The sequence below is a fragment of the Marinobacter sp. EhC06 genome, assembly GCF_001650915.1.
Classification (GTDB): Bacteria; Pseudomonadota; Gammaproteobacteria; order Pseudomonadales; family Oleiphilaceae; genus Marinobacter.
Genome location: NZ_LXYO01000023.1, coordinates 360,814 through 380,696, shown reverse-complemented (window position 1 = coordinate 380,696; position 19,883 = coordinate 360,814). Strand labels below are relative to the sequence as shown.

General features: G+C 61.6%; 17 protein-coding genes and 1 tRNA gene. 15 read left to right on the top strand and 3 right to left on the bottom strand.

Annotation, left to right across the window (positions count from 1 at the left end):
* Positions 1 to 93: 93 nt before the first annotated feature.
* Positions 94 to 1,818, bottom strand: a complete 1,725-nt coding sequence (locus tag A8B84_RS11720) for a potassium/proton antiporter (RefSeq protein WP_064229357.1) — start codon at positions 1,816 to 1,818, stop codon at positions 94 to 96.
* Between the two features lie 70 nt (positions 1,819 to 1,888).
* On the opposite strand from A8B84_RS11720, the gene A8B84_RS11715 reads away from it, so the two are divergent.
* The 14 genes from A8B84_RS11715 (at position 1,889) to nuoN (ending at position 17,084) form a co-directional block, all read left to right on the top strand.
* Positions 1,889 to 1,962, top strand: a tRNA-Gly gene (locus tag A8B84_RS11715).
* Positions 1,963 to 2,130: 168 nt separating this feature from the next.
* A complete protein-coding gene (ndhC, locus tag A8B84_RS11710) occupies positions 2,131 to 2,541 on the top strand; it encodes an NADH-quinone oxidoreductase subunit A (RefSeq protein ID WP_064229356.1) in 411 nt (136 codons plus the stop codon).
* A 77-nt stretch (positions 2,542 to 2,618) separates the two neighbouring features.
* On the top strand, positions 2,619 to 3,296 hold the full coding sequence (locus tag A8B84_RS11705) for a NuoB/complex I 20 kDa subunit family protein (protein WP_064229355.1): 678 nt from the start codon (positions 2,619 to 2,621) through the stop codon (positions 3,294 to 3,296).
* Positions 3,297 to 3,345: 49 nt separating this feature from the next.
* Positions 3,346 to 5,106, top strand: a complete 1,761-nt coding sequence (gene nuoC, locus A8B84_RS11700) for an NADH-quinone oxidoreductase subunit C/D (RefSeq protein WP_082905150.1) — start codon at positions 3,346 to 3,348, stop codon at positions 5,104 to 5,106.
* Positions 5,103 to 5,618, top strand: a complete 516-nt coding sequence (nuoE, locus tag A8B84_RS11695; protein ID WP_413772193.1) for an NADH-quinone oxidoreductase subunit NuoE — start codon at positions 5,103 to 5,105, stop codon at positions 5,616 to 5,618. The genes nuoC and nuoE overlap by 4 nt, the downstream gene beginning before the upstream one ends.
* Positions 5,615 to 6,985, top strand: a complete 1,371-nt coding sequence (nuoF, locus tag A8B84_RS11690) for an NADH-quinone oxidoreductase subunit NuoF (RefSeq protein WP_064229353.1) — start codon at positions 5,615 to 5,617, stop codon at positions 6,983 to 6,985. Before nuoE ends, nuoF begins: the two co-directional genes overlap by 4 nt.
* Before the next feature lie 38 nt (positions 6,986 to 7,023).
* Positions 7,024 to 9,816, top strand: coding sequence for an NADH-quinone oxidoreductase subunit NuoG (gene nuoG, locus A8B84_RS11685; RefSeq protein WP_064229352.1), 2,793 nt, complete (start codon positions 7,024 to 7,026; stop codon positions 9,814 to 9,816).
* Complete coding sequence (gene nuoH / locus A8B84_RS11680; protein ID WP_064229351.1) at positions 9,813 to 10,796, top strand: NADH-quinone oxidoreductase subunit NuoH; 984 nt, start codon at positions 9,813 to 9,815, stop codon at positions 10,794 to 10,796. The genes nuoG and nuoH overlap by 4 nt, the downstream gene beginning before the upstream one ends.
* Before the next feature lie 13 nt (positions 10,797 to 10,809).
* Positions 10,810 to 11,379: an NADH-quinone oxidoreductase subunit NuoI gene (nuoI, locus tag A8B84_RS11675; RefSeq protein ID WP_064229350.1), complete on the top strand. Its 570-nt coding sequence runs from the start codon at positions 10,810 to 10,812 to the stop codon at positions 11,377 to 11,379.
* 18 nt (positions 11,380 to 11,397) lie between these two features.
* Positions 11,398 to 11,916, top strand: coding sequence for an NADH-quinone oxidoreductase subunit J (gene nuoJ / locus A8B84_RS11670; RefSeq protein ID WP_064229349.1), 519 nt, complete (start codon positions 11,398 to 11,400; stop codon positions 11,914 to 11,916).
* The gene (gene nuoK / locus A8B84_RS11665) at positions 11,916 to 12,224 is read left to right on the top strand and encodes an NADH-quinone oxidoreductase subunit NuoK (protein ID WP_064229348.1); all 309 of its coding nucleotides are present in this window, start codon (positions 11,916 to 11,918) and stop codon (positions 12,222 to 12,224) included. The genes nuoJ and nuoK overlap by 1 nt, the downstream gene beginning before the upstream one ends.
* Positions 12,221 to 14,095, top strand: a complete 1,875-nt coding sequence (nuoL, locus tag A8B84_RS11660) for an NADH-quinone oxidoreductase subunit L (protein WP_413772192.1) — start codon at positions 12,221 to 12,223, stop codon at positions 14,093 to 14,095. The genes nuoK and nuoL overlap by 4 nt, the downstream gene beginning before the upstream one ends.
* Positions 14,092 to 15,627, top strand: a complete 1,536-nt coding sequence (gene nuoM / locus A8B84_RS11655; protein WP_064229347.1) for an NADH-quinone oxidoreductase subunit M — start codon at positions 14,092 to 14,094, stop codon at positions 15,625 to 15,627. Before nuoL ends, nuoM begins: the two co-directional genes overlap by 4 nt.
* Complete coding sequence (gene nuoN, locus A8B84_RS11650; protein WP_413772195.1) at positions 15,624 to 17,084, top strand: NADH-quinone oxidoreductase subunit NuoN; 1,461 nt, start codon at positions 15,624 to 15,626, stop codon at positions 17,082 to 17,084. Before nuoM ends, nuoN begins: the two co-directional genes overlap by 4 nt.
* On the opposite strand, the gene A8B84_RS11645 is transcribed toward nuoN, so the two are convergent.
* Together A8B84_RS11645 and A8B84_RS11640 are read right to left on the bottom strand one after the other, a co-directional pair.
* Entirely contained in the window at positions 17,047 to 18,357 is a 1,311-nt protein-coding gene (locus A8B84_RS11645; protein ID WP_064229345.1) for an NAD(P)/FAD-dependent oxidoreductase, read from the bottom strand. The genes nuoN and A8B84_RS11645 overlap by 38 nt on opposite strands.
* 223 nt (positions 18,358 to 18,580) lie before the next feature.
* Complete coding sequence (locus A8B84_RS11640; protein ID WP_064229344.1) at positions 18,581 to 19,186, bottom strand: TetR/AcrR family transcriptional regulator; 606 nt, start codon at positions 19,184 to 19,186, stop codon at positions 18,581 to 18,583.
* Between the two features lie 117 nt (positions 19,187 to 19,303).
* Here A8B84_RS11640 and A8B84_RS11635 point away from each other — a divergent pair, with 117 nt between their 5' ends.
* Positions 19,304 to 19,858 carry a carboxymuconolactone decarboxylase family protein gene (locus tag A8B84_RS11635; protein WP_064229343.1) on the top strand — a complete coding sequence of 185 codons (555 nt, stop codon included), beginning with the start codon at positions 19,304 to 19,306 and terminating at the stop codon, positions 19,856 to 19,858.
* Positions 19,859 to 19,883 lie beyond the last annotated feature (25 nt).

Below are 19,883 nucleotides of genomic sequence, written 5' to 3'. Positions count from 1 at the left end.
AATGATTAATCTTTGTACAGGCGTTTTATACCATAGCCCGCAAGGGATCTGTTAAGGGGTTTTGTTAACTTTTTTGGCTATCTGGTTCGCTCTTCAGACATTTTGTGAACTGTCCATCTTCAAGCCCACCTTGGTGACCTTGTCGGCGCTGGTGGCCCTGGCAACCAGTGTTACCGGCCCAAGGGTGACCACGTCACCGACAACCGGGTGCCCCTTGGTGCGTTTTGCAAAGCACTCGGCCAGGGAGAGTTCCGGGGGCAGGTCGTCAAACTCAATGCCGTAAACCTGCTCGACATCGCCAAGCAAGGCATCGCCGTTGAGCACGAAATCACCAAAGAATGCCCGCTCGGCAAGGTACTTGGGTGCGTGCCGGCCGCTAAGCGCCTTGCCCAGTTCCGGCAATACACTGGGGGTCGCGAACATGGCAACCATATCCCCACTGGACACCTCCAGATCGGCTTTCGGCTGTAAACAGACCCGGTTGCGGAATACGCCGGCCACAGCGGTGTTCTCCGGAAAACGCAGCTGCCCCAGCCGGCGCGGGGTTTCCCAGCTTTCGCCCCGGAGCGGGAACAGCATCAATTCGTGGTCGCCTGCAGCCGGGGCATCCAGGGGCAGCCTCCGATAGGGGTCTTCGCCGGCAGGGACTTCCAGACGAAGTTTCCGGGCCAGGGGTGTCATGGTGGTGCCCTGAACCAGGAGAGAGACCAGGACGATAAAGAAAGCCGCGTGGAAGACCAGTTGCGCTTCCGGCAAGTCCGCGATGATCGGGAACAGGGCCAGTACGATCGGCACCGCGCCCCTGAGGCCGACCCAACTGATAAAACCCAACTCGCGACGGTTGAAGGCAAACGGCCATAAGGTAAGCATGACCGTAAGCGGACGGATGATGAAGATCAGGGCAAGGGCCAGTATCAGCCCTCCGCCAGCCAGCGGAATCAGATCCGACGGGGTTACCAGTAGCCCCAGCATCAGGAACAGGCACAACTGGGCCAGCCAGGCCAGGCCATCGTGGACTTGAAGGATCATCGGCATCATCCGGACATGACGGTTACCGATCACCACTCCGGTCAGGTAAATGGCCAGAAATCCGCTGCCGCCAAGGGCGTTGGTGGCGGAAAACACCGAAATGCCTGCAGCCGCCACCAGCAAAGGGTACAGGGATGGCGTCAGGCGGATACGATTGGCCAACTCCACCACGGCAAAACCGCCGATGATGCCGGCAACCGCGCCGATGCCAAATTGTTGCACCAGCATGGAAAGGGCGGCCCAGCCCGCGTGGTCGCCGTCGTTACCAATCAGCGTGACCAGCATGAGGGTCAGGAAAATCGCCATGGGGTCGTTACTGCCGGATTCGATCTCCAGGGTGGCACTGACCCGTTCGTTCAGGTGCAGGCCGCGGCCCTGAAGCAGGGAAAACACGGCGGCGGCATCGGTGGATGAGATGATGGCGCCGATCAACAAAGCGGTGAGCCAGTGCAGGTCGAACACCCACCATGCGACAACCGCGGCACCAGCGGCGGTCATTGCAACACCAAGAGTGGCCAGTATCAGCGCGGGTTTCAGGCCCACTCGGAAGGTTTCCGCCCGGGTACGCATGCCACCGTCCAGCAGGATCACGCCCAGAGCCAGGTTGGCGATCAAAAAGGCCAGCTCGAAATCGTCGAACTGGATACCACCTGGCCCGTCCTCACCCATCATCATGCCCACGACGAGGAAGATAAGCAGCACAGGCATGCCCACCCGGCTGGAAAGCGGGCTGAGCACGATACTGATGACCAGCATCAGGGCGCCAATCAGGGTCAGGGTGGGGTCCATTGTTGCTCCAGACAGAATGCTTGCCCATTGCCGGGCTGACCGCTTATATTGCTGTCGCGATCATTTTTTTGCGGGTGTAGTTCAATGGTAGAACGGCAGCTTCCCAAGCTGCATACGAGGGTTCGATTCCCTTCACCCGCTCCAATTCTTATCTTCTCATACTCCCCTGCTTCATCCGTAATATCTTTTGCATCATACGTTTGCGCGTTTAACCGTTGATTCCGCGGTTCGGTTTGCGCAATCCCGGGCCCGTTGCTAGCTTTTAATACAGGTATCCAATACGGCAGCTGTGTGCTGTCGAGGGGAAACTGCATGGCTGAAAGTGCGGCAAATGGCATTGCCGAATACTGGGCTACCGGCTTTTTCATCCTGGCGGTAGCGGGCCTATGCGCCTTCATGGTGGGCGCGTCCAGTCTTTTGGGTGGCCGCAGTCGCGGTATCAGCAAATCTCTTCCCTTCGAATCGGGCATCGTCGGCGCCGGCAGTGCCCGCCAGCGGTTTTCCGTTCAGTTCTACCTGGTGGCAATGCTGTTTGTCATCTTCGACATTGAAGCGGTTTTTCTCTTTGCCTGGGCCATCGTCATCCCGGATGTTGGCTGGACGGGTTTCTGGGGAGCCGCTGTATTCATCTTCGTCCTGCTTGCCGGGCTCGTTTACGACAGTCGAACTGGCGCCCTTGACTGGGCGCCCGACCAAAGCCCGGCACGCAAGCGCGGCGCATAGAAGCACACTCTCCGGGTCTCCGGATTCTGCGGAATCGGGAGAGAAATGGGGTTGTGTGACCAGAAAGGGAGGTTTTCATGGCCTATACCCTGACCAGGGCCGATGGTCCTGCGGAAGGCAATACCCGTTATCCGGTTGATCGGCGCCATAGGGTCGAGGACCCCGTTAAACAGCAGCTCGAACGCAACGTTTTTACCGGCAAACTGAGCGAGGTGCTGAATTCCGCGGTCAACTGGGGTCGCAAAAATTCCCTCTGGCCCTACAACTTTGGGCTGTCCTGTTGCTATGTGGAAATGACCACCGCCTTTACCGCGCCCCACGATATTGCCAGGTTCGGCTCAGAAGTAATCCGGGCCTCCCCCAGGCAGGCAGATTTCATGGTGATTGCCGGCACCTGCTTCATCAAGATGGCGCCGGTGATCCAGCAGCTTTACGACCAGATGCTGGAGCCGAAATGGGTGATATCCATGGGGTCCTGTGCCAACTCCGGCGGTATGTACGACATCTACTCGGTGGTCCAGGGGGTGGATAAATTCCTGCCGGTTGATGTGTATGTGCCCGGCTGTCCACCCCGTCCGGAGGCCTTTTTGCAGGGTTTGCAGCTGTTGCAGGACTCCATCCAGGAGGAACGCCGGCCATTGTCCTGGGTGGTGGGTGACCAGGGCGTTTACCGGGCCGAGATGCCCTCGCAGAGAGAGAAATGGCGGGATCAGCGAATCCAGGCCACGGAATTGAGGAGCCCCGACAAGCTTTAAAGCCGCTTGCCGTCGTTTACAACTGATTGTCAGGAGTCAAACCACGAGCATGAGCAGTAGCGCAGATAATGTCGACATTGAGCTGGTCGAAGCCCTGCAACGGGACTTCGGCGAGGCTGTGCTGTGCTGCCAGCAGACCCGTACCGGCATGCCTGTGCTCTGGGTGCTGCGTGCGGCACTGACCGATATGCTGGGTTACCTCAAGCAACTGGATGCGCCTTACGATCTTTTGTATGACTTGTCGGCGACCGATGAGCGGCTGCGTGGCAATCGTCAGGGCTTGCCGGATTCGGATTTCACCGTTTTCTATCAGCTGATGTCCATTAACCGCAATCGGGACATCATGCTCAAAGTCGCTCTGGCTGAGGAAGACCTTAGCGTCCCTACTGTCACCGGCATTTTTCCGGCGGCCAACTGGTATGAGCGTGAAGTCTGGGACATGTTCGGCATCAGCTTTTCCGGCCATCCGCATCTTGAACGCATCCTGATGCCGTCCACCTGGTCGGGACACCCCCTGCGCAAGGATTACCCCGCCCGGGCGACGGAGTTCGATCCGTACACCCTGACGGTGGAAGGTCAGGAAACTGAACAGGACGCCCTGCAGTTCGTGCCCGAAGCCTGGGGTATGGCCAGAGAGCGGGACGGCGCTGAGTTCATGTTCCTGAACCTCGGGCCCAACCACCCGTCCGCCCACGGTGCTTTCCGTATTGTGCTGCAACTGGATGGCGAGGAAATCGTCGACTGCGTCCCGGACATCGGCTATCACCATCGGGGCGCGGAAAAAATGGCCGAGCGCCAGTCCTGGCACAGCTTCATTCCCTACACCGATCGCATCGATTACACCGGCGGGGTGATGAATAACCTGCCCTATGTGCTGGCGGTCGAAAAGCTGGCCGGCATCGAGGTGCCGGACCGGGTGAAGACGATTCGGGTGATGATGGCGGAAATGTTCCGCATTACCAGCCACCTGCTGTTTCTCGGCACCTACCTGCAGGACCTGGGTGCCATGACGCCGGTGTTCTACACCTTCAGCGACCGTCAGCGTGGCTACAAGGTGATTGAGGGGATCACGGGCTTTCGCATGCATCCGGCTTGGTACCGTATTGGCGGTGTGATGCAGGATCTGCCCCAGGGCTGGGAGAAACTGGTGCAGGAATTCCTCGACTGGATGCCCCCCCGCCTGCGGGAATACGAGCGGGCCATGATGGAAAACGCTCTGGTTCGGGACAGGACGCGCAACGTGGCCGCCTTTGATACCGTCCAGGCGCTGGCCTGGGGTGTCACCGGTCCGAATCTCCGGGCCACCGGGTGCAATTTCGATCTGCGCAAACAGCGCCCCTATTCCGGTTACGACAACTTCGAATTTGAGGTGCCCCTGGGCGACCGGGGTGATGTCTTCGACCGGGGCCAGCTCCGGATCGACGAAATGCGCCAGAGCCTTCGGATCATCCAGCAATGCGTGGATCACATGCCCGCCGGGGACTTCAAGGCGGACCATCCCCTGACCACGCCACCACCCCGTGAACGGATGCTGGAACACATTGAAACCCTGATTACCCACTTTCTGCAGGTGTCGTGGGGGCCGGTGCTCAAACCCCAGGAGTCGATGCAAATGGTGGAAGCCACCAAGGGCATCAACAGTTACTACCTGACCAGTGATGGCAACACCATGAGTTACCGGACCCGGATCCGGACGCCCAGTTTCCCTCACCTTCAGCAGATTCCCAGCGTGATGCGCGGCGGCTTCGTGCCGGACCTGATCGCCCACCTGGGCAGCATCGACTTCGTAATGGCGGACGTGGACCGATGACGATGGAAACGACACCGACACCACAGACCATCACCACCGACGGCTTCCGGCTCCATCCGGAGGACGAAGGCGCCATGCGCGCGGAGGCCAGCCACTACGAGCAGCCCCAGGCCGCGTGCATTGAAGCGTTGAAGATCGTCCAGCATCGCCATGGTTGGGTACCTGATGATGCGATTCCTGCCATTGCCCGGGTGTTGGGCGTGGGGCCGGCCAGTGTCGAAGGCGTGGCCACCTTTTACAGCCTGATCTTCCGGCAGCCGGTTGGGCGTCATGTCATCCTGGTGTGTGACAGCAGCTCCTGTTTCCTGACCGGGTCCGACCAGCTGCGGGAGAAGCTGACGGACAGGCTCGGTATTGGCCTGGGCCAGACCACGCCCGACGGCCGCTTCACCCTGCTGCCGGTTTGCTGCCTGGGCGCCTGCGATGGCGGGCCAGCCATGATGATCGGCGACGATGTCTATGGCCCCGTGGATGAAGAGGATCTGGCGGACATTCTGGAGGGTTACCCGTGAACAGCCAGCGCCAGTCCCCACTGTACAGAAGCCGTCTGCTGCAACCGGGTGCCGATCGGTCGCCGGACACCCATCCGCTGACCTGGCGACTGCGGGATGATGGTCAGGTGGTGGGCCTGAAAGAGTACGAATCGAAAGAAGGCTATCGGGCAGTCTCTCAGGTTCTGAACGGACACGATCCCGGCGCTGTCATCGCCGCCATGAAGGAGGCCAATGTTCGGGGTCGCGGTGGTGCGGGCTTCTCCGCCGGCCTGAAATGGAGCCTCACCTTGCAGGGGGACGACATTCCCCGGGGCTACATCGTCTGCAATGCCGATGAGATGGAGCCGGGTACCTTCAAGGATCGCCTGCTCATGGAGCAGCAACCTCATCTGTTGATTGAGGGCATGATCCTGGCGGCCTTCGCCAACAACGCCCGATACGGCTACATCTTCTTGCGCGGAGAGTACGTCGAGTCGGCCAGGGTTCTCACCGCGGCCCTTGCCGAAGCCCGGGAAGCCGGCTGGCTTGGCCCGGACATTGCCGGCAGCAGCTTCGATTTTGATATTGCCCTGCACACCGGGGCCGGGCGCTACATCTGTGGCGAGGAAACCGCCCTGCTCAACTCGCTGGAAGGCCACCGGGCCAATCCCCGGGCCAAGCCTCCGTTTCCCGGCCAGTCCGGGGCCTGGGGTAAACCCACGGTTGTGAACAACGTGGAAACCCTGTGCAACGTGCCGGCCGTGATGCTTCGTGGCGCGGAGTGGTATCAGGGGTTGTCCGGGGATCGCACCGATGACGGCGGAACCAAACTCTACGGCGCCTCCGGGCTGGTGAACCGCCCCGGACTCTGGGAATTGCCCATCGGCACCACCGGCCGGGAGCTGCTGGAACTGGCCGGCGGCCTGCGAGAGGGCAGGAAGCTGAAGGCCTGGCTGCCCGGGGGCGCCAGTACCGGCTTCCTTTTGCCGGAACACCTGGATCTGCCCCTGGATTTCGACACTGTGGGCAAGGAAGGCAGCCGCCTGGGTACCGGCCTGATTACGGTGGTGACCGAGGATCAGAGCATGGTCGCGCTGATGCGCAACCTGGAAGAGTTCTTTGCCCGCGAGTCCTGCGGCTGGTGCACGCCCTGCCGGGATGGACTGCCCTGGACAGTGAAGCTGTTGCTGGCCCTGGAGCGGGGCGAGGGTGAAGCCGGCGATGTGGAGCTGCTGGACAAGCTGGCGGCCGACTGCGGTCCGGGCCTCACCTTCTGCGCCCATGCGCCCGGCGCGGCCATGCCCCTTCAGACCGCGCTCCGGCATTTCCGGCGTGAATTTGAGCAGGGCGTGCGCTATCCGAGGGGGAAGGCCCATGCCGATCCGATACCGGCGGGGGGAGTATGAAACGATCACTGGCGGCGAACAGGGAGTAAACTGGCACCATGGCAACCATCCACGTGGACGGCCAGAGCTACGAGGTGAACGGGGCAGACAACCTGCTTCAGGCCTGCCTGTCCCTGGGCCTGGATATCCCTTATTTCTGCTGGCATCCGGCCATGGGCAGTGTCGGTGCCTGCCGCCAGTGTGCCGTGCGCCAGTACAAGGACAGCGAGGACGACAGGGGCATGCTGGTGATGTCATGCATGACGCCGGCCGCCGATGGCACCCGCATTGATATTGAGGATGAAGAAGCCCGCGCCTTCCGGGCCAGCGTGGTGGAGTGGCTGATGATCAACCACCCCCACGACTGCCCGGTGTGCGAGGAAGGCGGCCACTGCCACCTGCAGGACATGACCGTGATGACCGGCCACGATCGCCGCCGTTACCGGTTCCGCAAGCGCACCCGTCGCAACCAGTACCTGGGCCCTTTCATAGCCCACGAGATGAACCGCTGTATCACCTGTTACCGCTGTGTGCGCTTTTACAATGACTACGCAGGCGGGACTGACCTGGGGGCCTTCGGTTCCAAGGACAATGTCTACTTCGGACGGCACCAGGAAGGCACCCTGGAAAGTCGCTTCGCCGGCAACCTGACCGAAGTCTGCCCGACCGGTGTCTTCACCGACCAGAGCCACTCCGATCATTACACCCGCAAGTGGGACCTGCAGTTCGCGCCGGGCATCTGCCACCAGTGCGCGGTGGGGTGCAACATAAGCCCGGGCGAACGCTACGGCGAAATCCGGCGGATCGAGAACCGCTACCACGGTGAGGTAAACGGGTTTTTCCTGTGTGATCTGGGCCGTTTCGGCTATGGCTATGTAAACCGGCAGGATCGGCCCAGAGTACCTGAGTTCCGGTCGGGCAAGGAGTGTGAACAGGGGGGTGAACAGAAGCGTGAACCGGCGCAGGAGCCGGAGCAGCTCGGGGTGGATACGGCCCTGGCCCGGATAACGGAGACTCTGCGCCACGCCCGGCGGGTCATCGGCATAGGTTCGCCCCGGGCCAGCCTGGAAAGCAATCATCAGCTCCGGGAATTGGTGGGTGAGGCCAACTTTTCCACCGGCATCAATGAGAACGAGCAGACCTGCCTCGACCTGATGGATGAACAGGGCCGCAGTTGCGGGCTGTCAGCGCCCACCCTGCGAGACGTGGAAGGGCACGATGCCGTGCTCCTGCTTGGCGAAGACCCCATGGAAAGCGCAGCGCGGCTTGGTCTTTCCATTCGTCAGGCGATTACCTCGCCGCCGGCGGAGTACGCGGCCAGGCTGGGTATTCCCCGCTGGCATGCCGATGCCATGAAAACCCTGGCCCAGGATCATCGCCAGCCGCTGTTTATTGCCTATCCGGCTGAAACCAAGCTGGACACCCTTGCCCGGAGCCGTCTGGCGCTTGCCCCTGAGGACATCGCCCGGCTCGGATTTGCGGTGGCCCACGCCATCGATCCGACCGCTCCGGACGTGCCCGATCTCGACGCGACGCTGCGGTCCCGGGCCTCCGAGATTGCCCGCGCATTGCTGGCCGCTGAACGGCCGCTGGTGGTCAGCGGTGGGGCGCTGAATTCCCCGGCCATCATCCGGGCTGTCGGCAACATTGCCCGGGCATTGGCCCGACGCGCCAAACGGGGCGGGCTGCTGTTTGTTCGCCGGGAAGTGAACAGCACCGGTCTGGCATTGCTGGGCGGTCAGCCCCTGGAGTGGGCGCTCGACCAGCTTGTAGACGGAAACGCCGATGCGGCGGTGATTCTGGAAAATGACCTTTATCAGCGCCTGCCGGAAGCCCCGGTGGACGCGGCCCTGGCGAGGGTCGAAGCGCTGGTGGTGCTGGACCATCAGCGCACGCCCACGCTGAACCGCGCAACCTTCTCGCTGCCGGCAGCCAGCTTTGCCGAGGGTGATGGCACTCTGGTCAATCTGGAGGGGCGGGCCCAGCGCTTCTTCCAGGTATTTGAGCCGGGCTATCTTCGCCCGGAAGCCCGGATTCACGAAAGCTGGCGTTGGCTGCACGGTCTCTCGGCCAAACTGAACGGCGAGATACCGGGGGACATCACCCTCGACCAGGTAACCTTGGCCTGCAGCCGGGCCTGCGCGGATCTTGCATTGATTACCGCGGCCGCCCCTGATGCCGGTTTCCGCATCGAGGGTCTGCGGCTGGCCCGGGAACCCCATCGATACAGCGGCCGGACGTCCATGCGTGCCGACCAGAGTGTCAGCGAGCCACGGGTACCCCAGGATCCGGACACCGCACTGGCCTTTTCCATGGAGGGGTACAGCGGTTTCCGGCATCCTCATCAGCAGGTGCCCTTTGCCTGGGCGCCAGGCTGGAATTCGCCCCAGGCCTGGAACAAATTCACCGATGAAGTTGGTGGCCATTTGCGCGGGGGCGACCCGGGTATCCGGATACTCAATCCCCGGCCCGGGCACTATCACTATGAGGGCGATATTCCGGCAGCCTACCAGCCGTCTGGAACGGATTACCGGGCCATGGTTCTACCTCGACTTTTCGGCGGCGAGGAAACCTCGGCCCTGGTAGACCCCATTCGCCGGCGGATGGAGACACCGGTGCTGCTGCTTTCGGAAGCCGACGCCACTTCACTGGGGGCCGAGCTGGGCGGGCTGGTCACTGTCACTGGCGAGCAGGCTTGCGTGACGCTGCCGGCCCGTGTCCAGGCGGACTGGCCCCGGGGGCTGGTGGGCCTGCCGGCCGGCAGTGTTCCGATGGGTATCGCTGATGGTCCGGTCACGCTGACCGCGGGGCCGGGTTCCACGCCGACGCCCGGCGAGGAGGTGCGTCCATGAGCTGGCTGACACCGGAATGGCAGACCATTCTCTGGGCCATGTTCCAGGCCCTGGTGATTCTGCTGGGCGCGGTGCTTCTGGGCGCTGCCCTGACCATTGTCGAGCGTCGCTTGCTGGGGCTCTGGCAGGACCGCTATGGTCCCAACCGGGTCGGGCCGTTCGGCACCCTTCAGCTGGTAGCGGACATGATCAAGATCTTCTTCAAGGAAGACTGGATTCCGCCGTTTGCCGACCGGCCACTGTTCCTGTTGGCGCCGGTGATCGCCTTTGCCTCCCTGCTGCTCTCTTTCATCGTGATTCCGATTACACCCGGGTGGGGCATTGCGGACCTGCACATCGGATTGCTGTTTTTCCTGGCCATGGCAGGCATCAATGTCTACGCGGTGCTGCTGGGGGGCTGGGCCAGTGGCAACAAATACGCGCTGCTGGGCGCCATGCGCTCGTCCGCCCAGACGGTTTCCTATGAGGTATTCATGGGGCTGTCATTGATGGGCGTGGTCGCCCTGGCAGGTTCCTTCAACATGCGGGAGATCGTCGCCGCCCAGGAAGGCTTGTGGTTCGTCGTGCCCCAGTTCTTTGGCTTCTGTACCTTCCTGATTGCCGGTATCGCAGTCACCCACCGCCACCCCTTTGACCAGCCGGAGGCGGAGCAGGAGCTGGCGGACGGTTATCATATTGAATACTCGGGCATGAAGTTCGGGCTGTTTTTCATTGGCGAGTACGTGGGCATGGTTCTGGTGTCTGCGCTGATCGTCACCCTGTTCTTTGGTGGCTGGCACGGCCCCTGGTTGCCGCCGGTGCTCTGGTTTGCGATCAAGACCGGCTTCTTCCTGCTGTTGTTCATCCTGCTGAGGGCCTCCCTGCCCAGACCCCGCTATGACCGGGTGATGAACTTTGGCTGGAAGGTATGCCTGCCCCTGACCCTGATCAATCTGCTGGCAACCGGCGCGGTGGTACTGCTGGTTGCCCCGGAAGGCTGAGGAGGACCCCGTTATGGAGAAGGAAAAGGTCCCGTTCATAAAGTCCGTGCTCTGGCTGGTGCCGGCGACATGGAGCCAGCTGCGAACCCTCGGCATGGTGTTCATGCACAGTTTCCGCAAGCGGGAGACGGTCAACTACCCGGAAGAGGCGGTCTACCTGCCGCCCCGTTACCGGGGCCGCATCGTGCTGACCCGGGATCCGGACGGCGAAGAACGCTGCGTGGCCTGCAACCTGTGCGCGGTGGCCTGCCCGGTCGACTGCATTTCCCTGCAGAAGGGCGAGCAGGAAGACGGGCGCTGGTACCCGGAGTTCTTCCGGATCAACTTCTCCCGCTGCATTTTCTGCGGCATGTGTGAGGAGGCCTGTCCCACCTCGGCGATCCAGCTGACGCCGGACTTCGAGATGGGCGAGTACGACCGGCAGCAGCTGGTCTATGAGAAAGAGGACCTGCTGATCAACGGCCCGGGCAAGGATCACGATTACCACTTCTACAAGGTGGCCGGCATGGCCATCGGCGGCAAGGACAAGGGCCAGGCTCTGAACGAAGAGGAGCCTGTGGACGTGCGTTCCCTGTTGCCATAAAGCGGGAGGTAAAGACCCATGGAACTGGCGTTTTATCTGAGTGGCCTGGTGGCGGTACTGGCGACGGTCGGTGTGATTACCGGCAGCAATCCGGTGCATGCCGTGGTGTATCTGATCGTCTCGCTGATTGCCGTTGCCCTGGTGTTCTTCGCCCTCGGGGCGCCCTTTGCCGGCGCGCTGGAAATCATCGTCTACGCTGGTGCCATCATGGTCCTGTTCGTGTTTGTGGTGATGATGCTCAACCTCGGCCCGGACCAGGACAGCGACGACGCAGGCTGGCGCCATCCCAGGCACTGGCTTGGCCCCTCGGCTCTTGCCCTGGTGCTGCTGGGCGTGCTTTTCCACCTGATTGCCGGTGGCGAAATGGCCAGGGTCATTGATGGCGAACTGCTGACCGCGCGGGCGGTAGGGCTGACTCTCTTCGGGCCCTGGCTGATGGTAGTGGAACTGGCGGGCCTTTTGTTGCTGGGGGCGCTGGTAACTGCCTCCCATGTGGGGCGTCGGTCGAATCCGTTGCGGCAAAGGAGGCGGCCCTGATGGCGGGTATCCCCATGGAGCACGGCCTGATTCTGGCTGCCGTCCTGTTTTTGCTGGGCCTGGTGGGCCTGATGCTGCGCCGTAACATGTTGTTTGTACTCATGAGTCTTGAGGTGATGCTGAACGCCGCGGCACTGGCGTTCGTGGTCGGCGCCACGGCCTGGAACCAGCCCGATGGCCAGGCCATGTTCCTGCTGGTGATCACCCTGGCAGCCGCCGAAGCGGCCGTGGGCCTGGCGCTGATGATTCAGCTCTTTCAGCGGGCCAGGTCCCTTAATCTCGATCTCGTCAGCAGGATGCGCGGATGATGGAGCTGGCGGTTACTCTGTCGTTTGTCATGCCGCTGGTCGGCACCCTGGTGCTGGCCCTTTCCGGCGGTCGCCTGGGGCCCCAGGTCGGCGCGGTCATCGGCGTTGCCAGTGTCGGCGTCGCTGCCCTGGCGACGGCCTGGGCCATTGCGCTTTATGCGGGCGGCGATGGTGCCGTTCGTTTCACGCTCTGGACCTGGATCCAGGTTGGGGCCTTCCAGCCAACGATCGGTCTGGCGGTGGATGCCCTGGCCCTGGTGATGATGGCCGTGATTACCGGCGTCGGTTTCTTCATCCATCTGTTTGCGGTCTGGTACATGGGCGGTGAGGCCGGCGTTACCCGATTCTTCGCCTGGATGAACCTGTTCGTATTCAGCATGCTCATCCTGGTGCTCGGGGACAACCTGCTGCTGCTGTTCCTCGGCTGGGAAGGGGTTGGTCTGTGCAGTTATCTGCTGATCGGTTACTACTACCAGAACAGCGCCAACGGCCGGGCAGCGTTCAAGGCCTTTTTGGTCACGCGCATCGGCGACGTGTTCCTGGCTCTGGGGCTATTCCTGATCTTCCGGGACCTTGGCACCCTGGATATCCAGCAGGTGATGGTCCGGGCCGCCGAGGTCTGGTCAGTGGGCGACCCCACGGCGACCCTCGTTGCCTTGCTGGTACTGGGCGGAGCCCTCGGTAAATCCGCCCAGGTGCCGCTGCACACCTGGTTGCCGGACGCCATGGCGGGGCCGACCCCGGTCTCGGCGCTGATCCACGCCGCCACCATGGTCACTGCCGGGGTATACTTAATCGCCCGGCTCAACGGTGTCTTCCTGCTGGCTCCGGACGTCTTGTGGCTGGTCGGGGTGATCGGTGCTGTCTCGATGCTCCTGGCGGCGTTCGCGGCCCTGGCCCAGACCGACATCAAGCGGGTGCTGGCCTATTCCACCATGAGCCAGATTGGCTACATGTTCCTGGCCCTCGGGGTAGGCGCCTTTGATGCCGCCATTTTTCACCTGGTCACCCACGCGTTTTTCAAGGCGCTGCTGTTCCTGTCGGCCGGTGCGGTGATTACCAGTTGCCATCACGAGCAGGACATGGCAAATCTCGGGGGGCTGAGAAAGCGGCTGCCTGTGGCCTATGCCGGTTTCCTGGTGGGCGGTTCTGCGCTGGTGGCCCTGCCGCTGGTAACGGCGGGGTTTTACAGCAAGGACGAGATTCTCTGGCAGGCCATGGCGGCAGACCAGCAGGGGCTTCTTCTGGCGGGGCTCCTGGGCGCGTTCCTGACCTGCCTGTATACGGTTCGACTGATTCTCGGCACTTTCCACGGCGACTGCGGCAGCGACAAGGCCCGGAACGCGGAACCGGGCAGCCATCTGCTGACCCACCACCTGCCCCTGGCGGTGCTGGCGGTGCTGTCCACCTTTGTGGGCGCCATGCTCTATCCCCACCTTGGCGGCCTGTTCCCGGTGGCACCCGGTGAGCGAACCGACGCGGGCCATACCTTGTTGCAGCTGCTGGCCAGTGGCACCGTGATTGCCGGTCTTGCGGTGGCGGGCTGGCTGTTCGTGAAGCGGTGCGACTGGCTACGCGAGCAGGTCACCAGTGGCCCGGGCGCCTTCCTCTGGACTCTCTGGCACCGGGCCTGGGGGTTCGATGCGCTGTATGACCGGCTGCTGGTTCGGCCGTGGCAGTTGCTGGTGCGCATGCTCCGCCATGACCTGATCAATCTCACCATCAACCTGTTGGCAGTGCTCGCCCGTTTGCTCAACAGCGGTCTGGTGCGCGCCCAGAATGGCCGGATTCGGAGCTACGCCACGGCCATGATTGTGGGGGCAACCCTGATTCTGCTGGCTCTGGCCATCGGCCCGGGAGGTGTCGCGTGATCCTGGTGTGGTTGATCGTGATTCCGTTTCTGGGTGGTCTGCTGTGCTGGCAGGCGGATCGCTGGGGTGAGCAGGCACCGCGCTGGATTGCCCTGGGGACCATGCTGTTTGTTCTGGTGATCGGCCTCTGGCTCTGGGTAACCGGCGATTTTGCCCTGCCCTCGGGAGCGGACACGCCCTGGCTGCTGGAATGGCGGGCCGACTGGATTCCCCGGTTCGGCATTGAAATCCATCTGGCCATGGATGGACTCTCGCTCATTCTGGTCGCGCTCACGGGCTTTCTCGGCGCCCTTGCAGTGCTCTGCTCCTGGCATGAAATCGGGCACCGCATCGGCTTTTTCCACCTCAACCTGCTGTGGATCCTTGGCGGTGTGGTCGGCGTGTTCCTGGCCCTGGATCTGTTCCTGTTCTTCCTGTTCTGGGAAATGATGCTGGTGCCCATGTACTTCCTGATCGCGCTCTGGGGGCACAGCGGTTCGGCCGGCCAGACCCGCATTCGGGCCGCCACGCGTTTCTTTATCTACACCCAGGCCAGTGGCCTGCTGATGCTGGTGGCGATCCTGGCGCTGGTGTTTATCCATTTCGGCAACACTGGCGAGCTTTCGTTCAGCTACGAGGTTCTGCTCAATACCGAGGTGCCGGAGGCCATCGCTCCCTGGCTGATGCTGGGCTTCTTCGTGGCGTTTGCGGTAAAACTGCCGGTGGTGCCTTTCCACGGCTGGCTGCCCGATGCCCATGCCCAGGCGCCCACGGCGGGCAGTGTGGATCTGGCGGGCATACTGTTGAAAACGGCCGCCTACGGCATGCTGCGTTTTGCACTGCCATTATTTCCGGAAGAGTCCGCTGCCTTCGCCCCGGTGGCCATGGTGCTCGGGCTGGTAGGCATCGTTTACGGTGCCGTTCTGGCCTGCGGTCAGCAGGACATCAAGCGGCTGATCGCCTACACCAGCATCTCCCACATGGGCTTTGTCCTGATCGCCATCTACTCCGGCTCGGAACTGGCCATCCAGGGTGCGGTGGTGCTGATGGTGGCCCACGCGTTCTCTTCCGCTGGCCTGTTTATCCTCAGCGGCCAGCTTTATGAGCGCATCCATACCCGGGATATGCGCATCATGGGTGGGCTCTGGGGCCGGGTACCGACGTTGCCCGGGTTTACGCTGTGTTTTGTCGCTGCGTCCCTGGGGATGCCGGCCACTGCCAATTTCGTGGGTGAGTTCATGATTCTGTTCGGCACCTTCCCGAGCGCGCCGGTGGTGGTGATTATTGCCAGTACGGGGTTGGTGATGGCCGCCATTTATTCGCTGATCCTGATGCAGCGGGTACATTTCGGGCCCGCTTATCGTGACGGCGCGCTCGCCGGCCCGGACTGGCGTGAGTACGGCATGATGCTGGCCCTGTTGGCCCTGGTTCTGCTCATCGGGCTTTACCCGCAACCATTGCTGGATACCACGGCTGGCATGTCCGGTCGCGTGGTAGAACTGTTTGCCAGTGGTGTTCAGAGCCTGGCGGCCACCGCAGGGGAGGTGCGCTGATGCTGACAGCAGCGGACCTTTTGACATTGCTGCCATTGATCATCGTGGGCACGACCGCGGTGGTTGCCATGCTGGTCATTGCCTGGCAACGCCATCATGCCGGTACGGCCCTGATCGCCGGTGCCGGCCTGATATTGGCACTCCTGATGTTACCGGTCGCATCCACAGGCTCCCCACCGCTCATGGAAGTGGATGGACTGGCCCTGATGGCTGCGACGCTGATTCTTCTGTCGGCCCTGGTTACTGTAATCCTGAGTCATCACTACCTCACCGGCTACATCGGTCCGCAGGAGGAATTCTACCTCTTGTTGTTGTGCGCCACGGCAGGTGCCCTGGGACTGGTGGCAAGCGACCACCTGGCCATGCTGTTCATCAGCCTGGAACTGCTGTCGATGCCCCTGTACGGCATGCTTGCCTACAGCTTCCGGGCGGAACGGTCGCTGGAAGCGGGCATCAAGTATTTGCTGTTGTCGGCCGCTGCCACCGCCTTCCTGCTGTTTGGCATGGCGCTGGTCTATGCACGCACCGGCTACCTCGATCTGACGGGGATCGCGGGCGCACTGGGTGGCGCTCCTGATATCTGGATGCTGGCCGGCGGCGCGCTGATGCTGGTGGGTCTGGGTTTCAAACTGTCGGTGGTGCCGTTTCATTTGTGGACGCCGGATGTTTACCAGGGTGGCCCGGCGCCGGCCACGATTTTCCTGGCTACGGTCAGCAAGCTGGCGGTCTTCGTGGTGCTGTTGCGGCTGGTACTGGCGGCGCCGGTTTTCCAGAGTGACTGGTTGCAAACGATGATCACGGTGCTGGCGCTGGTGACCATGCTGGGGGGAAATCTGCTGGCGCTGTTCCAGTCGAACCTCAAGCGTCTACTGGGCTATTCGTCCATTGCCCATTTTGGCTACCTGCTGGTAGCCATCGCCGTAGGCAACGCACTGGCCGTCGAAACCACCGGGGTTTATCTGGTGACCTATCTGGTGACGACGCTGGCGGCATTCGGCGTGGTGGCTCTTGTCTCCAGCCCGTTCGGAGGCGAGGACGCTGATGGCTTACCGCTCTATCGCGGCCTGTTCTGGCGGCGTCCATACCTGGCGGCGGTGATGACGGTCAGTTTCCTGTCGCTGGCTGGGATTCCCCTGACCGCCGGATTTATCGGCAAGTTCTATGTCATTGCGTTGGGTGTCGCCGACAGCCGGTGGTGGCTGGTGGGCGGTGTTGTCGCCGGCAGTGCTATTGGTCTGTATTACTACCTGCGGGTGATGGTGACCCTGTATCTGCCCGAACCGGGGATGCGGCGCCGGGATGTAACCAACGACTGGGGCAGCCGCCTTGGCGGCATGACCCTCGTCACCCTGGCGGTTGTCATTCTGGTACTGGGCATCTACCCCGCCCCGATGATCGACTGGGTGCAGGGGCTGAGCGTCAGTGCAGCTTCAGTCTCGGATGCATGGCGCGGCTGATCCGGTCCATCAGCCAGATGATCCCGGTGCGGAACATGCCGTGCAGAGCCACCTGATGCATCCGATAGAGGGACAGATAGAACAGCCGGGCCACCTTGCCCTCGATGTACATACTGCGGCCGGACAGATTGCCCATCAGATTGCCAACGGTGGTGTAACGGCTGAAATTGATGAGCGAACCGTGGTCGTTGTAGACGAAGGGCACCGCCTCGCCCTTGTCCAGGCGGTTGCAGAGAGTCTTGAACAGGGTGTCGGCCTGCTGGTGCGCAGCCTGGGCCCGGGGTGGTACCGGCCGGTCGGAATCCGGCTGCGGGCAAGCGGCGCAGTCGCCAAAGGCAAAGATGTCCGCATCCTGGGTGGTTTGCAGGGTCTGTTCCACCACCAGCTGATTGCTCCGGTTCACTTCCAGGCCCTCAAGCTCGGCCAGGAACGCCGGAGCCTTGATGCCCGCTGCCCAGATGGTCATTTCCGAGGCCAATTCGGTGCCGTCTTTCATCACAACCGTATTCGGCCGTACCTCACTGACTGGCTGGCCGGTCAGTACGTTCACCCGCTGGTGTTCCAGCTCCCGTGTGGCCGCTGCAGACAGCCGGCCCGGCAGGGCCGGAAGGATGCGGTCGGCGGCCTCAATCACGGTAATCGAAACGTCTGAGGGCTGGAGATGGTTCATGCCGTATACCGGCAGCTCCCGGGACGCCAGCCGCAGTTCTGCTGCCAGTTCCACTCCGGTGGCACCGGCTCCGATAATGCTGATATTCAGGGTGTGTTCAGCACCCTGCAACGCCTCATGATTCTTGCGCAGAAAGGCATTGAGCATGAGGTTGTGGAAACGCCGGGCCTGCTTGAGGCTGTCCAGGAACAGGCAATTGTCCTGAGCGCCAGGGGTGCCGAAATCGTTGGCGGTGCTTCCCACGGCAATCACCAGTGTGTCGTACTGGATGTGCCGCTCGGGAACCACTTCTGTGCCATCGACATCGTGAAACGGGGCAATGACCACTTGTTTGTTCTGGCGGTCCAGACCGCTCATGCGACCCAGCTGGAATTCGTAATGGTGCTTCCGCGCGTGGGCCCGGTAGTTGATCTCGTTGGCGCTGGCATCCAGCGAACCGGACGCGACTTCGTGCAGCAGCGGTTTCCAGACATGGGTGAGTCCGGCATCCACCAGAGTAACTCTGGCCTTTTTCTTTTTCCCCAGTTTGTTACCAAGGCTGGTAACCAGTTCGAGCCCGCCGGCGCCACCGCCGACCACAACAATATGATGAAGGTTATCCATAACAATCAGACCTGTAAGTGAAGATAGCCAAGTACTCTTCGGGCAAGAATGCTTGGCTGTCCTCACTGGGAACCAGGCTTGCAGCCACGGGAGAACAAGGAGCAAGGCAGGGCCTGAGCCGACCGTTAATGTTAACGCGGCCGGCGCTGCGGGTACAATTCGACGGAAGTGCTGCTACCTTCAGCCCCGGCATTGTGGCACCGGGGCTCGGAAACGGAAGAGTTCAGTGCTGGGTGCGGAATCCGTCCAGAATAGCCGCCATATCATCGCCCAGATCCCGCATGATTTGCGGGTCCAGGTTGCGTTCAGCCATGGATCTCAGACCCATGATCTGCGCCTGGAGAAGCCTGGCAAGTCGCCGGCTGTCTACGGACTGCACCAGCTCTCCATTCACCCGTGCCTGCTCAACAAGGTCTGCAATGGATTGCTCAATGGCAGCGAGAATGCTGTTGGCTTGGTCCGCCAGGGCCGGGTGGGTATTGCTGGATTCCAGCAGCGTTTTCACGATCATACAGGCCCGGGAAGGCGCTGCGTTTTCGTCCCCGCAACTGCAGGCGATGCCGCGCAAATAGTCCTGGAGACCTTCAACAATAGAGTCAAAACCCTTGAGGTGTACGGCCAGCTCCCGGCCTCCCTGCTCAGCGTAGGCGGCCAGTGCTTCTGAAAACAGGCCATCCTTGCTGCCGAAGGTGGCGTAGATACTGCCCGGTCGCATGTCGAGGGCCTGCTCGATCTGCTTCATGGAGCTGCCGTGATAGCCCTTCTCCCAGAACAGGCCAACGGCCTTTTCCAGGGCGGTTTTCCGGTCATAGCGTGCGTGTCTGGCCATAACAACAATTCACCATTGCCGTGATTTGAATGACCGCTCAATTATATCTTGAATGACCACTCAATAACAGTTAGCCTGAAGTAGTAATTGAGCAAACATTCAATAAAGGAGTTGGCAATGACAGATTTTCCTTTGCACGACAAAGACACGGCACCGGAGAAATCCAGGCCCCTGCTGGACAACTCGCTCAAGGCGTTCGGCATGATCCCGGGCCTGCACGCGGTAATGGCGGAAGCGCCGGGCATCCTTGAGGGTTACCAGCAACTGCATCAACTGGTGCTGGACAGCAGCTTTGATAACGAAGAGAAGACCGTGGTTTGGCAAACCATCAACGTGGAAAACGCTTGTCATTACTGCGTCCCTGCCCATACCGGGATTGCCAAAATGATGGACGTGTCCGACGACATTACCAATGCACTGCGGGACGAAACGCCGCTGCCGAGCGACAAGCTTGAGGCGCTGAGAACCTTTACCCTCGCTGTCATGCGTAAACACGGCAATGTCAGCAAAGAGGACCTGGACGCGTTCTATGAAGCCGGATACCAGCACCGCCAGGTACTGGAAGTGATTCTGGTGCTGTCCCAGAAGGTGATGAGCAATTACGTCAACCACATTGCGGAAACGCCGGTTGACGAGCCGTTCAAGAAGTTTGAATGGCAGAAAAAGCAGTAATCCGGGCTTTGGGGCAACGGAGCGG

Coding starts and splice junctions, on each gene's coding strand:
- A8B84_RS11720 (WP_064229357.1), bottom strand. CDS start 1,818: ATGGACCCCACCCTGACCCTGATTGGCGCCCTGATGCTGGTCATCAGT.
- ndhC (WP_064229356.1), top strand. CDS start 2,131: ATGGCTGAAAGTGCGGCAAATGGCATTGCCGAATACTGGGCTACCGGC.
- A8B84_RS11705 (WP_064229355.1), top strand. CDS start 2,619: ATGGCCTATACCCTGACCAGGGCCGATGGTCCTGCGGAAGGCAATACC.
- nuoC (WP_082905150.1), top strand. CDS start 3,346: ATGAGCAGTAGCGCAGATAATGTCGACATTGAGCTGGTCGAAGCCCTG.
- nuoE (WP_413772193.1), top strand. CDS start 5,103: ATGACGATGGAAACGACACCGACACCACAGACCATCACCACCGACGGC.
- nuoG (WP_064229352.1), top strand. CDS start 7,024: ATGGCAACCATCCACGTGGACGGCCAGAGCTACGAGGTGAACGGGGCA.
- nuoH (WP_064229351.1), top strand. CDS start 9,813: ATGAGCTGGCTGACACCGGAATGGCAGACCATTCTCTGGGCCATGTTC.
- nuoI (WP_064229350.1), top strand. CDS start 10,810: ATGGAGAAGGAAAAGGTCCCGTTCATAAAGTCCGTGCTCTGGCTGGTG.
- nuoJ (WP_064229349.1), top strand. CDS start 11,398: ATGGAACTGGCGTTTTATCTGAGTGGCCTGGTGGCGGTACTGGCGACG.
- nuoK (WP_064229348.1), top strand. CDS start 11,916: ATGGCGGGTATCCCCATGGAGCACGGCCTGATTCTGGCTGCCGTCCTG.
- nuoL (WP_413772192.1), top strand. CDS start 12,221: ATGATGGAGCTGGCGGTTACTCTGTCGTTTGTCATGCCGCTGGTCGGC.
- A8B84_RS11645 (WP_064229345.1), bottom strand. CDS start 18,357: ATGGATAACCTTCATCATATTGTTGTGGTCGGCGGTGGCGCCGGCGGG.
- A8B84_RS11640 (WP_064229344.1), bottom strand. CDS start 19,186: ATGGCCAGACACGCACGCTATGACCGGAAAACCGCCCTGGAAAAGGCC.
- A8B84_RS11635 (WP_064229343.1), top strand. CDS start 19,304: ATGACAGATTTTCCTTTGCACGACAAAGACACGGCACCGGAGAAATCC.